A 13,198-nucleotide genomic window follows, 5' to 3' on the forward strand; every position below is an offset into this window, starting at 1 on the left:
GAATTGCCGAAGGTCGCGATCTTTTGATCCTGATCTTCGGCGCTTCCCCCGAATTTACGGGGGGAGGGCGGTAAGTGATTGTTATGTCGGCAAAAAATTTTAATTTTTTTGAAAAATAAGTTTGACAGCTTTCCGATGCGCCATTAAGATTCGCCCCGTCCTCAGCGATGAGGGGCTATAGCTCAGCTGGGAGAGCGCTTGCATGGCATGCAAGAGGTCGACGGTTCGATCCCGTCTAGCTCCACCAATTTACACTTCAAGGTGTGGCCACACCGGCCTTGAAGCGATCAACACTCAGCGTTGATCAGTTGTATAGAAGGGTTTGCGTCCCCTTCGTCTAGTGGCCTAGGACACCGCCCTTTCACGGCGGTAACAGGGGTTCGAGTCCCCTAGGGGACGCCAGTTTTACAGAAGCGATGTTGCAAGATGTCGCTCCGCCGCGAGGCGAAAAATCCGGGGCTATAGCTCAGCTGGGAGAGCGCTTGCATGGCATGCAAGAGGTCGACGGTTCGATCCCGTCTAGCTCCACCAATTTTACAGTTCAAGGTCTGGCCACACCGGCCTTGAATCGATCAGCTCTCAGCACTGATCAGTTGTATAGAAGGGTTTGTGTCCCCTTCGTCTAGTGGCCTAGGACACCGCCCTTTCACGGCGGTAACAGGGGTTCGAGTCCCCTAGGGGACGCCACGATTACCCGCTTTGCGGGATTTTTAAGGGTCATTCAATTATTGAATGGCCCTTTTGTTTGTCTGGCGTTTGGCCAAATCTCCTTTTCTCTCAAAACTGTTCTTCAGACCAGCGGTCACATCTACGACTTGCGAAAAATTATTATGAGAATAATATTCTAGTCGTAATATTCGGAGGCAACGATGAACGATAAAAAAGCTCAAACCCGCGAACGCATCCTCAAGGCTGCCAGTGCGGCGCTGATTCAGCGCGGTCCGGCCGAGCCGAGCGTGGGCGAAGTAATGGGCGCGGCCGGTCTGACAGTCGGTGGTTTCTATGCGCACTTCGAAAGCAAGGATGCGTTGATGCTGGAGGCGTTCAAACAGCTGCTCAGCCATCGTCGTGGCTTGATCGCCGACATGGATGCCGAGTTGACCGGCGAAGAGCGTCGCGCGTTGGTCGCAGCGTTCTACCTGTCGCGCAAACACCGTGATTCCACCGAGCAGGCATGCCCGATTCCGGCATCGGTCGGTGAGCTGGGTCGTCTGCCGGACGAATTCCGTGTGGCGTTGAATGAGCACGTTGAATTGATGGTCGCTCAGTTGGCGGCCAGCCCGGAAGACACCGACAAGGTCTTGGCCGATATCGCCTTGATGGTGGGTGGTTTGGCGCTGGCGCGGGCGCTGGGGCCAGGAGAGTTATCCGATCGATTGCTGCGTGCCGCCAAGTCGGCGGTGCTGTGACCTAAAGGCGTCCGGCCTGAGGAGATGAGCGATGAACACGTTGAGCTGGGTTCGTGGCGTTAATGGCACCTTGGGCTGGTTCGCGCCGAAGCTGGTGGCGAGCAAGATGCGTCTGGCATTCATGACCCCGCGGGAGTTGCCGCCGCGTGATTGGGAATTGCCGCTGCTGGCGAAATCCGAGCGGATCACCTTGCGCTTTGGCCTCTCGGCGCTGCGTTGGGGGCAGGGCCCGGCGGTGCTGTTGATGCACGGCTGGGAAGGCCGGCCAACGCAGTTTGCCGCGCTGATCACGGCGCTGGTCGATGCCGGTTACACCGTGGTCGCCCTGGACGGCCCGGCTCACGGTCGCTCGCCTGGACGCGAAGCCAATGTGGTGCTGTTCGCCCGGGCGATGCTGGAAGCGGCCGCAGAGCTACCGCCGTTGCAGGCGGTCATCGGTCACTCCATGGGCGGCGCCAGTGCGATGCTCGCGGTTCAGCTGGGCTTGCGCACCGAAACCCTGGTCTCGATCGCCGCCCCGGCGCGAATCCTTGGGGTGCTGCGCGGTTTTGCGCGCTATGTACGCCTGCCGCCCAAAGCCCGTTCGGCGTTCATTCGTCAGGTCGAAAAAGACGTCGGCATGCGCGCCGCTGCGCTGGATGTCGCGCACTATCAGCTCGACATGCCGGGGCTGATCGTCCATGCCGAAGACGACACCTATGTCTCGGTCAAGGAATCCCAATTGATCCACGAAGCCTGGTTCGACAGTCGCTTGTTGCGCCTGGAAGAGGGCGGTCATCAGCGGGTCCTGGCCGATCCGCGGGTGATCGATGGCGTGCTCTCGCTGCTGGCCGGTCGCAGTCTGCAATCGCGCCAATCGGCCTGAGCTTCCGTTACACTGCCCCGGTCGAAATAATCTGACCGGGAGTGGGGCATGGGCTGGGATCGGGCAACGCCGTTTATCATTGATCTGGAAGTGGGCGCCGAGGACATCGACGGGCTGGGCCACGCGAACAACGCGGTGTACGTGACCTGGCTCGAGCGCTGTGCCTGGCGCCACTCGCAACGGCTGGGCCTGGACTTGGTCGAGTACCGTCGGCTGGATCGGGCGATGGCGGTGGTGCGGCATGAGATCGATTATCTGGCGGCAGCCTATGAGAGCGATGAGTTGCAATTGGCGACCTGGATCGTCGATTGGGACCAGCGTTTGAAAATGACCCGACACTTTCAGTTGAAGCGCCCCAGCGACAACACTACGTTGCTGCGGGCGCAGACCACGTTCGTGTGTATTGAACTTTCGACCGGCAAGCCCAAGCGCATGCCGGCGGAATTCATCGAAGGCTATGGCTCGGCGTTGCAAGTTCCAAGCTGACACAGTCCGCACATTTGCCACGCCCGGTCTGACGAAATACCTTCTGCACACCGAAACCAGTAAACTGCCCCACGTTTTTCGTTGAGTGTGTTTTTCATGCAAATTGCTTTGGCGCCCATGGAGGGGTTGGTCGACAACATCCTGCGGGACGTGCTGACCCGTGTGGGCGGTATCGATTGGTGTGTAACCGAGTTCATTCGGATCAACGATCAGCTGCTCACGCCTGCCTACTACCACAAGTTCGGCCCGGAACTGCTGACCGGCGCCCGTACCGCCTCCGGCGTGCCGCTGCGGGTGCAACTGCTTGGCTCCGATCCGGTGTGTCTGGCGGAAAACGCTGCTCTGGCCTGCGAGTTGGGTTCCGAAGTCATCGACCTGAACTTCGGCTGTCCGGCCAAGACCGTCAATAAGTCGCGCGGTGGCGCCGTTCTGCTCAAAGAGCCTGAGCTGCTCAACGAAATCGTCGAACATGTCCGCCGCGCGGTGCCAGCACACATTCCAGTAACCGCCAAAATGCGCCTGGGCTTCGACAGTCCCGATGGCTCACTGGTTTGCGCCACGGCCCTGGCCGAAGGCGGTGCGGCACACATTGTGGTTCACGCGCGGACCAAAACTGATGGTTATAAGCCTCCAGCCCACTGGGAATGGATTCCGCGGGTACAGGACGTGGTCAAAGTGCCGGTGTTTGCCAATGGTGACATCTGGAGCGTCGAGGACTGGCGCCGTTGCCGCGAGATCAGCGGCGTCGAAGACATCATGCTCGGTCGCGGCCTGGTGTCGCGTCCGGACCTGGCCCGACAGATCGCCGCGGCGCGGGCCGGCGAGGAGGTCGTCGAGATGACCTGGGCCGAGCTGTTGCCGCTGATTCAGGACTTCTGGCTGCAAGCCAAGGCTCAGATGACACCACGCCAATCGCCGGGTCGCTTGAAGCAATGGCTGGCAATGCTGACCCGTAATTATCCCGAAGCGGTAGAGTTATTCGGCGTCCTGCGTCGTGAAACCGAGCTGGATCAGGTCTCGCGTTTACTGGGGCTGCCGGTGTCTGAAGCCGCCTGAATCGGCTTGAAAAAAATCTGAAAATAATCTCTTGAAAAGTAATCAGCGGTCCTTATCTAAGGATTACGCGATGCCGAATTCGGGTCGCGGAGACAAAAAAACTTGCTGATTATGTTCAGGAGATTTGAATCATGAGTACTGCATTTTCCTTGGCCCCACTGTTCCGTTCCTCGGTAGGTTTCGACCGTTTCAACGACCTGTTCGAAACCGCCCTGCGCAATGAGCCAGGCAGCACCTATCCACCCTACAACGTTGAAAGATACGGTGATGATCAATACCGCATTGTTGTAGCGGCCGCCGGCTTCCAGGAAGAAGACCTGGAGCTGCAAGTGGAAAAAGGTGTGCTGACCATCAGTGGCGGCAAACGTGATACGGACGAAGGTGTCACTTACCTGTATCAGGGCATCGCTCAGCGTGCCTTCAAGTTGTCCTTCCGGCTGGCGGACCACATCGAAATCAAGGCCGCCGAACTGCGCAACGGTTTGTTGAGTATCGACCTGCTGCGTGTGATCCCGGAAGAAGCGAAAGCCAAACGCATCCCGATCAATGGGGCGGAAAAACCGGCTCTGCAACACTAATCGGTCAGAGCAAATGAGAAGGGCGCCATCCACTGGCGCCCTTTTTTTGTCCGTTATCCCGTCCTGAATAAGATTTACACCTATTTGTAGCAGCTGCCGAGCCCGCGAGGCTGCGTTCGGCTGCGTAGCAGTCGCAAAACCTGCCACCGCGTTCTTTCAGGTAAATGGTATTGACTGGATTACGACTGCTTCGCAGCCGAACGCAGCCTCGCAGGCTCGACAGCTGCTACAGTCGAATGCGGAGCTGCTACGGGTCTATTTGAGCAGTTTCTGAAACTCCTCGACCAGCAACGGCCGGCTGTGCAAATACCCCTGATACAAATGGCAGCCCAGCCCTTGCAAGAACTCCAGTTGCTCCTCGGTTTCAACCCCTTCGGCAATCACTTCCAGTTCCAGGCTGCGGGCCATGGCGACGATGGCGCGAATGATTTCGGCATCGTTGGGGTCGGTGGTGGCGTCGCGGATGAACGATTGGTCGATTTTCAGGGTGTCGACCGGCAGGCGCTTGAGGTAGGTCAGCGAGGAGTAACCGGTACCGAAATCGTCCATGGCAAAGCTCACGCCGAGTTTTTTCAGGCGACGCATTTTGCTGATGGTGTCATCCAGGTTCTGGATGACGATGCCTTCGGTGATTTCCAGTTTCAGCAACGAGAAGGGCAGGTTGTGGCTGCCGAGGCTGTGCTCGATGCGTTCGACGAAATCGTTCTGACGGAATTGCCGCGGGCTGATGTTCACGCACAGGCTGAAATTGAGCGGGTCGATCAGGCCTTTGGCGATCAGGCGTTTGAAGGCCGCACAGGCTTCGTCGAGGATCCATGTGCCAACTTCCAGAATCAGCCCGCTGTCTTCCAGCACCTTGATGAACTCGGTCGGCGATTGCGCGCCCAGTTGCGGATGGTGCCAGCGCACCAGGGCTTCGGCGCCGGTAATGCGGTTGTTGCGGGCGTCCACCTGAGGCTGGTATTGCACGCTGAATTCACCCCGGGAAAGGGCCAGGCGCAGGTCGGTTTCCATGCGCAGGCGTTCGCTGGCGGCCTTCTGCATGGTGTTGTGATACATCTGCGTCGTGTTGCGGCCCGAGTCCTTGGCGCGATAGAGGGCGATATCGGCGCGTTTTAACAGATCGGTCGGGGTCGAGCCGTGGTCGGGGATCAGCGCGATGCCGATGCTCGGCGTCACTTGCAGGCGTTGTCCGTCGAGGAACATCGGTTCGGACAGCAATTCGCGCAAGGTGTCCGCCAGCTCCCGGACTTGAGCGCTGACGTCACTGCGTGAGCCTTCCAGGCCGCTGAGCAGCACCACGAATTCATCGCCGCCCAGGCGCGCGACGGTGTCTTCCATGCGTACGCTGGCTTCAAGACGCGCAGTGATGATTTTCAGCACCGTATCGCCCACCGGGTGGCCGAGGGAGTCGTTGATGTGCTTGAAGTGGTCGAGGTCGAGGAACATCAGGGCGCCGCGCAGGTTGTGGCGCTTGAGCAGGGCGATCTGCTGGCTCAGGCGATCCATCAATAGCGCGCGGTTCGGCAGGTTGGTCAACGGGTCGTGGTAGGCCAGGTGGCGGATTTGCGCTTCGGCATTTTTCAGCAGGCTGACGTCCCGGGCGGTCAGCAGCAGGCAAGCGGTTTCGTTGAGGGTGATCGGCTCCACCGAGACTTCGACGGTCAGCGACTCGCCGCGTTTATTGCGCCCGAGCATTTCCAGGTGGTGAACCCGGCCCTTGATCTGTAGCTCCGCCAGCAATGCCGAGCGTTGCTTCTCCTCGGCCCAGATGCCGACCTGATACACCGTACGGCCCACCACTTCATCGGCACGGTAGCCGGTCAGGCGGCAGAAGCCGTCGTTAACCTCCAGATAGCGTCCAGTGTCTCGCTCGGTAATGGTGATGGCGTCGGGGCTTGAGTGGAAGGCCTTGGCGAACTTCTCCTCGCTGGCCTTGAGCGCCGCTTCCGAGCGTTGCTGTTGGGTTATGTCGCGCAGGGTGGTGACGATGCACGGCTGGTCGCCGACGCTGATCTGGCGGCTGGAGATCACGCAAGTCAGGGACTGCCCATCCTTGTGCTGAACGATGATCGCCACATTGTTCAGGCCCTGTTCGCGGATGACCCGCTCAATCCTTTGCAGGCTTTTCGCCGAAGCGTCCCACAGGCCGATGTCGTCGGCGCTGCGACCGATGACGTCGGTGGTGCTCCAGCCGAACGTCTGGGTGAAGCTGGAGTTGATCTCGATGAAGTGGCCGGTGTCCTGGCGCGTGACGCAGATCGGGTCCGGGCTGACTTGGAACAAGGTGGCGAATTTCTCTTCCGACGCGATCAGTTGCTGTTCGCGCTCCACTTGCTCGGTGATGTCCAGCAATGTGCCGGCCATGCGCAGCGGGTTGCCATCATCATCGCGGTAGAGTCTGGCGCGGCTTTCCAGGTAGCGCGAACTGCCGTCCTGCAGTTGCACGCGGTAGGTCAGTTGATAATTGCCGGCCGGGCCTTCGCGCAAGCTGCGGTAAGCGTCGCGCATGGTGTCGCGCTCTTCGCCGGGCACGCCTTCGAAAAACGCATCGAAGGATTCATGGAAGGGTTTGGGCTCCAGGCCATGCAGCTGGGCGGCCCGCGCCGAGCCGTAAAGCATGCCGCTGGGAATGTGCCAGTCCCAAGTGCCGAGTTGCGCCGAATCCAGGGCCAGGTCGAGGCGTTCCTGGCTGTCTTTGAGGGCGTGCTCGGCGATTTTGCGTTCGGTGGTGTCAAGGAATGTGCTCAGCAGATAGGGCTGGCCTTCGAGCTCGACCTTTTGCGCGCTGAGAATGCCGTCGTGAACCTGCCCGTTGCTGGCGCGAAATTGCACCTCCATGTTGATCAGCTCACCTTTGGCCTTGGTGGCCTTGACCAGTTCCGCCCGTTGTTCCGGGTTGACCCAGAGGCCCAGCTCCAGCGTGGTTCGGCCGATAGCGTCCTGCACCGGCCAGCCGAACAGGCTTTCGAAATACTGGTTGGCTTCGCTGATCAGACCGTCTTCCTGACGGGTCAGCAGCACCATGTTCGGGCACAGGTGAAATAGCGTGGCGAAACGTTTTTCCGAGCTGCTCAGCGCCTGTTCGCGCTGACGCTGGTGGGTAATTTCACGGATGACCCCGATCATTCGTGGCCGGCCATTATTGTCCGGCAGCAGGCTGCCGCTGATTTCCAGCCAATGCAGGCTGCCATCGGGCCAGCGGATGCGGTGGTGCATTGCCTGTTCCAGTGGTGCACCGGCGATCACCGCATGGAAGGCGCGAATGGCTTTGGCCCGATCCTCCTGGGGCAACAGGTCGAGGTATTCCAGGTCCTCGGGCAGCGGTTGCCGGGGATCGAAGCCGAACAACGCCTGAGTGCCCCGTGACCAACTGATCTGCCCGCGCTCGATGTCCCAATACCAAGCGCCCAGCCGGGCACCGTTGAGGGCCGCGAGCAACTGCGGGGCGCTTTCCCAGCTCTGCTCGGACCGTTTCGGGTCAACTGCCTGAATTCGCGGCATCGGCGGCATACGTTCAACAGATTTGGGCATGGATAACAGGCCTTGGGCTGAATTGGGCGTTAGGCACAGGGTTTTGGGGCTCTATAGGCGTAGCACAAAAGAAGTCGCACAGCTTAGCCGCGAGTCCCTGGCTGATCGATTTGTGCATCCAGCAGAGCCATGAAGGCCCGTGCCGCGTTCGACAGCGTCCGTTCGGTGTGCAGGATATAGCCTAGCTGGCGAGTGAGTTGTATGCCCGGCAAAGGTATGCGCGCCACTTGTTCATCCAGCATGGTGCGCGGCAAAACGCTCCAGGCCAGGCCGATCGAGACCATCATTTTGATGGTTTCCAGATAATTGGTGCTCATGGCGATGTTTGGCGTCAGGCCCTGGGCTTCGAACAGGCGTTGCACGATGTGGTGGGTAAAGGTATTGCCACCGGGGAAAACCGCGGGGTGCAAGGCAATATCCGCCAGGCTGACCGCACCGTTGCTGATCAGCGGATGCTCCGGGGCGGCCACGAAATCCAGCGGGTCGTCCCACACGGGCGTGGCCTTGACCAGTGCGTGGGGCTCCGGTGCAAGGGTGATGACTGCCAGTTCCGCGCGGCCATGGAGGATTTCTTCGTAAGCCACTTCCGAATCGAGGAACTGAATATCCAGCGCCACCTGCGGGTAACGTCGGGTGAACTCCCTTAATAAGGGCGGCAAGCGATGCAGGCCGATGTGATGGCTGGTGGCCAATGTCAGACGGCCGGTGACTTCACCGGTCAGGTTGGTCAGGGCGCGGCGAGTGTCATCCAGTACATTGAGAATCTGATAAGCCCGAGGCAGCAGGGCGCGGCCGGCTTCGGTCAGGCCGACTTCCCGGCCCAGTCGATCGAATAGCCGTACTTTCAATTGCTGCTCCAGCCCGGCGATGCGCTTGCTGATGGCCGGTTGCGTCAGGTGCAGCCGTTCACCGGCACCGGAGAAGCTTCCGGTCTCGGCAATCGCGATAAAAGCGTTGAGGTTGGCGAGGTCCATGGTGAGGTCTCAGTGGCATTCCAGTTGGTTATGCAAAGCATAAAAAATATGAATTTGAGTTATTTAATGTAACCCCCTAGGATCGACCTCACAAGCCAAGGGGTTATTGAATTACTCAAGATCCGGGGCATAGAAACAAGCTGATGAGGAAACCGTCTGATGGCCGGCAAAACGCTCTACGACAAGCTCTGGGATTCGCATTTGGTCAAGCAGCGCGACGATGGCTCTGCGCTGATCTACATCGATCGTCACATCATCCACGAAGTGACCTCGCCGCAAGCCTTCGAAGGCCTGCGTCTGGCCGGGCGCAAGCCTTGGCGCATCGATGCCAACATCGCGACCCCGGACCACAACGTACCGACCACCCCGGAGCGCAAGGGCGGCATCGAAGCCATCGCTGACGAGGTTTCGCGTTTGCAGGTTCAGACCCTCGACGACAACTGCGATGAATACGGCATCGTCGAATTCAAGATGAATGATGTGCGTCAAGGCATCGTCCACGTCATCGGTCCGGAGCAGGGCGCCACCTTGCCGGGCATGACCGTGGTCTGCGGCGACTCCCACACCTCGACCCACGGCGCATTCGGTGCCCTGGCTCACGGTATCGGCACCTCCGAGGTCGAGCACGTGCTCGCCACTCAGTGCCTGGTCGCCAAGAAAATGAAGAACATGCTGGTGTTGGTCGAGGGCAAATTGCCGTTCGGCGTGACTGCCAAGGACATCGTCCTCGCCGTAATCGGCAAGATCGGCACCGCCGGCGGTAATGGCCACGCCATCGAATTCGCCGGTAGCGCGATTCGCGACCTGTCGGTTGAAGGCCGCATGACCATCTGCAACATGTCCATCGAAGCCGGCGCCCGTGTTGGCCTGGTGGCCGCCGACGAAAAAACCGTGGCTTACGTCAAGGGCCGTCCATTTGCTCCGAAGGGCGCGGAGTGGGATTTGGCCGTCGAAGCCTGGAAAGACCTGGTCTCCGACGCCGATGCCAAGTTCGACACCATCGTCGAGCTCGATGCCTCTCAGATCAAGCCGCAAGTCAGCTGGGGCACCTCGCCTGAGATGGTGCTGGCCGTGGACCAGAACGTGCCGGATCCGGCCAAGGAAATGGACCTGGTCAAGCGCGATTCCATCGAACGCGCCTTGAAATACATGGGTTTGACCGCCAATCAGGCGATCACCGACATTCAGTTGGACCGTGTATTCATCGGCTCCTGCACCAACTCGCGGATCGAAGACCTGCGCGCCGCCGCGGTGATCGCCAAGGGCCGCAAAGTGGCTTCGACCATCAAGCAGGCCATCGTGGTGCCGGGTTCGGGGCTGGTGAAGGCTCAGGCCGAATCCGAAGGCCTGGACAAGATTTTTATCGAGGCCGGTTTTGAATGGCGTGAGCCTGGCTGCTCGATGTGCCTGGCGATGAACCCGGACCGTTTGGAGTCGGGCGAGCATTGCGCGTCGACCTCCAACCGTAACTTCGAAGGCCGTCAGGGCGCCGGTGGTCGTACCCACCTCGTCAGCCCGGCCATGGCCGCCGCCGCCGCTGTGAACGGTCGTTTCGTCGACGTCCGTGAATTGATCTAAAGGAGCGCAGCATGAAAGCTTTTACCCAGCACACTGGTCTTGTCGCGCCTTTGGATCGTGCCAACGTCGACACCGACCAGATCATCCCGAAGCAGTTCTTGAAGTCGATCAAGCGCACCGGTTTCGGTCCGAACCTGTTCGATGAGTGGCGTTATCTGGACGTTGGCCAGCCGTATCAGGACAACTCCAAGCGCCCGCTGAACAAGGACTTCGTCCTCAATGCCGAGCGTTATCAAGGCGCCAGCGTGTTGCTGGCCCGCGAGAACTTCGGTTGTGGCTCCAGCCGCGAGCACGCGCCGTGGGCACTGGAAGAGTACGGTTTCCGCAGCATCATCGCGCCGAGCTACGCCGACATCTTCTTCAACAACAGCTTCAAGAACGGCTTGCTGCCGATCATCCTGAGCGACGCTGAAGTCGATGAGCTGTTCAAGCAGGTTGAAGCGAACCCGGGCTACCAGTTGCAGATCGATTTGCAGGCCCAGACCGTGACCCGCCCGGACGGCAAAGTGCTGAGCTTCGAGATCGATGCCTTCCGCAAGCACTGCCTGTTGAATGGTCTCGACGATATTGGTCTGACTTTGCAGGATCACGAGGCGATTGCGACGTTTGAAGCCAAACACCGCGCAAGCCAGCCGTGGTTGTTTCGCGACGCGTGATTGATCCGGGATTTGTAAGGATAGGACCGGCCTCATCGCGGGCAAGCCCGCTCCCACAGGTTTTGTGAACATCACAAATCCCTGTAGGAGCGAGGCTTGCCCGCGAAGAGGCCCACCAGACAACACAAGGCTAAACCCCAAAAAGGAAGTCCCCATGACCAGCACCGCCCAGCACAGTCAGGTAGTACAAAAACAATTCGGTGAACAGGCCTCGGCCTATCTGAGCAGCGCCGTACACGCTCAAGGCACCGAGTTCGCACTGCTACAGGCTGAACTGGCGGGGCAGGGCGATGCCCGGGTACTGGACCTTGGTTGCGGCGCCGGTCATGTGAGTTTTCATGTGGCCTCGCTGGTCAAGGAAGTCGTCGCTTACGACTTGTCCCAGCAGATGCTCGATGTAGTCGCCGCCGCTGCTATCGACCGGGGTTTGAGTAATGTGACCACGGTCAACGGCGCCGCCGAGCGTCTGCCGTTCGCCGATGGCGAGTTCGACTTCGTCTTCAGCCGCTATTCGGCGCACCATTGGAGCGACCTCAGTGTGGCCCTGCGCGAAGTTCGCCGGGTGCTGAAACCGGGCGGGGTGGCGGCGTTCATCGATGTGTTGTCGCCGGGCAGCCCGTTGTTCGACACTTACCTGCAAAGCGTCGAAGTGCTGCGCGACACCAGCCACGTGCGCGATTATTCTGCGGGCGAGTGGTTGCGTCAGGTCAGCGAAGCGGGGTTGCATACCCGCAGCACCACGCGCCAACGGTTGCGCCTGGAGTACACCTCCTGGGTCGAGCGCATGCGTACGCCGCAGGTGATGCGCGCGGCGATCCTCGAGTTGCAGCAATCGATGGGCAACGAGGTGCGCGAATATTTTGAGATTGAGGCCGATGGTTCGTTCAGCACCGATGTGCTGGTGCTGATGGCTGAACGATAGAATTTTTTCCGGGCGCACCCGCGGGTGCGCCGACTGATGACATGAGGAAAGCATGAGCAAGCAGATTCTGATTCTCCCAGGCGACGGTATTGGTCCGGAAATCATGGCCGAAGCGGTCAAGGTGCTGGAGCTGGCGAACGACAAGTACAGCCTGGGCTTCGAACTGAGCCATGACGTGATCGGTGGCGCCGCCATCGACAAGCACGGCGTGCCGCTGGCCGATGAAACCCTGGCCCGTGCACGCGCAGCCGATGCTGTGCTGCTGGGCGCCGTGGGCGGCCCGAAATGGGACACCATCGAGCGTGACATCCGCCCTGAGCGCGGTCTGCTGAAAATCCGTGCGCAACTGGGCTTGTTCGGCAACCTGCGTCCGGCGATCCTGTACCCGCAACTGGCCGAGGCTTCCAGCCTGAAGGCAGAAATCGTTGCCGGCCTGGACATCCTGATCGTCCGTGAACTGACCGGCGGTATCTACTTCGGCGCGCCACGTGGCGTGCGCGAACTGGAAAATGGCGAGCGTCAGGCCTACGACACGCTGCCATACAGCGAAACTGAAATCCGCCGTATCGCCCGTGTCGGTTTCGACATGGCGCGCGTGCGCGGCAAGAAGCTGTGCTCGGTGGACAAGGCCAACGTGCTGGCCTCCAGCCAGCTGTGGCGTGAAATCGTCGAGCAAGTGGCCAAGGACTACCCGGACGTCGAACTGAGCCACATGTACGTCGACAACGCCGCTATGCAACTGGTGCGTGCGCCGAAGCAGTTCGACGTGATCGTCACCGACAACCTGTTCGGCGACATTCTTTCCGACGAAGCGTCGATGCTCACCGGTTCCATCGGCATGCTGCCGTCGGCGTCTTTGGATGCCAACAACAAAGGCATGTACGAGCCGTGCCATGGTTCGGCGCCGGACATCGCTGGCAAGGGCATTGCCAACCCGTTGGCGACCATTTTGTCGGTGTCGATGATGCTGCGTTACAGCTTCAATCTGCAGGATGCGGCCGATGCCATCGAGAAGGCCGTGAGCCTGGTTTTGGATCAGGGTCTGCGTACGGGCGACATCTGGTCGGCTGGTTGCACCAAGGTCGGTACACAGGAAATGGGCGACGCAGTAGTCGCCGCGCTGCGGAATCTGTAATCTCT

General features: G+C 59.9%; 11 protein-coding genes and 4 tRNA genes. 13 read left to right on the forward strand and 2 right to left on the reverse strand.

Features of this window, described 5'->3' with window-relative positions:
- Window positions 1-171 precede the first annotated feature (171 nt).
- The 9 genes from AC30D7_RS17445 (at window position 172) to AC30D7_RS17485 (ending at window position 4,394) form a co-directional block, all read left to right on the forward strand.
- Window positions 172-247, forward strand: a tRNA-Ala gene (locus tag AC30D7_RS17445).
- Window positions 248-326: 79 nt separating this feature from the next.
- Window positions 327-402 (forward strand) — tRNA-Glu (locus tag AC30D7_RS17450).
- 53 nt (window positions 403-455) lie between these two features.
- A tRNA-Ala gene (locus tag AC30D7_RS17455) sits at window positions 456-531 on the forward strand.
- An 80-nt stretch (window positions 532-611) separates the two neighbouring features.
- Window positions 612-687: transfer RNA gene (locus AC30D7_RS17460), tRNA-Glu, on the forward strand.
- Window positions 688-869: 182 nt separating this feature from the next.
- On the forward strand, window positions 870-1,409 hold the full coding sequence (locus AC30D7_RS17465) for a TetR/AcrR family transcriptional regulator (RefSeq protein WP_490134887.1): 540 nt from the start codon (window positions 870-872) through the stop codon (window positions 1,407-1,409).
- A 31-nt stretch (window positions 1,410-1,440) separates the two neighbouring features.
- Window positions 1,441-2,274 (forward strand): alpha/beta fold hydrolase, encoded by an 834-nt coding sequence (locus tag AC30D7_RS17470; RefSeq protein WP_490134888.1) that lies wholly within the window; start codon window positions 1,441-1,443, stop codon window positions 2,272-2,274.
- 48 nt (window positions 2,275-2,322) lie between these two features.
- Window positions 2,323-2,760 (forward strand): acyl-CoA thioesterase, encoded by a 438-nt coding sequence (locus AC30D7_RS17475; protein WP_490134889.1) that lies wholly within the window; start codon window positions 2,323-2,325, stop codon window positions 2,758-2,760.
- A gap of 96 nt (window positions 2,761-2,856) precedes the next feature.
- Window positions 2,857-3,816: a tRNA dihydrouridine synthase gene (locus tag AC30D7_RS17480; protein WP_138867200.1), complete on the forward strand. Its 960-nt coding sequence runs from the start codon at window positions 2,857-2,859 to the stop codon at window positions 3,814-3,816.
- Window positions 3,817-3,947: 131 nt separating this feature from the next.
- Window positions 3,948-4,394, forward strand: coding sequence for an Hsp20 family protein (locus AC30D7_RS17485; RefSeq protein WP_490134890.1), 447 nt, complete (start codon window positions 3,948-3,950; stop codon window positions 4,392-4,394).
- A 255-nt stretch (window positions 4,395-4,649) separates the two neighbouring features.
- Here the strand turns inward: AC30D7_RS17485 and AC30D7_RS17490 are convergent, their stop codons facing one another.
- Together AC30D7_RS17490 and AC30D7_RS17495 are read right to left on the reverse strand one after the other, a co-directional pair.
- Window positions 4,650-7,928, reverse strand: coding sequence for a sensor domain-containing protein (locus AC30D7_RS17490; protein WP_490134891.1), 3,279 nt, complete (start codon window positions 7,926-7,928; stop codon window positions 4,650-4,652).
- A gap of 83 nt (window positions 7,929-8,011) precedes the next feature.
- Window positions 8,012-8,902 carry a LysR family transcriptional regulator gene (locus AC30D7_RS17495; protein WP_490134892.1) on the reverse strand — a complete coding sequence of 297 codons (891 nt, stop codon included), beginning with the start codon at window positions 8,900-8,902 and terminating at the stop codon, window positions 8,012-8,014.
- A 159-nt stretch (window positions 8,903-9,061) separates the two neighbouring features.
- On the opposite strand from AC30D7_RS17495, the gene leuC reads away from it, so the two are divergent.
- From leuC to leuB, 4 genes are all read left to right on the forward strand, one after another.
- The gene (gene leuC / locus AC30D7_RS17500) at window positions 9,062-10,480 is read left to right on the forward strand and encodes a 3-isopropylmalate dehydratase large subunit (protein ID WP_490134893.1); all 1,419 of its coding nucleotides are present in this window, start codon (window positions 9,062-9,064) and stop codon (window positions 10,478-10,480) included.
- A gap of 11 nt (window positions 10,481-10,491) precedes the next feature.
- Window positions 10,492-11,136, forward strand: coding sequence for a 3-isopropylmalate dehydratase small subunit (gene leuD, locus AC30D7_RS17505; protein ID WP_018928097.1), 645 nt, complete (start codon window positions 10,492-10,494; stop codon window positions 11,134-11,136).
- Between the two features lie 154 nt (window positions 11,137-11,290).
- A complete protein-coding gene (locus AC30D7_RS17510) occupies window positions 11,291-12,058 on the forward strand; it encodes a class I SAM-dependent methyltransferase (RefSeq protein ID WP_490134894.1) in 768 nt (255 codons plus the stop codon).
- A gap of 52 nt (window positions 12,059-12,110) precedes the next feature.
- Window positions 12,111-13,193 carry a 3-isopropylmalate dehydrogenase gene (leuB, locus tag AC30D7_RS17515; protein ID WP_007935187.1) on the forward strand — a complete coding sequence of 361 codons (1,083 nt, stop codon included), beginning with the start codon at window positions 12,111-12,113 and terminating at the stop codon, window positions 13,191-13,193.
- The last annotated feature ends 5 nt before the right edge of the window (window positions 13,194-13,198 follow it).

Source organism: Pseudomonas sp. DF5, assembly GCF_058148225.1.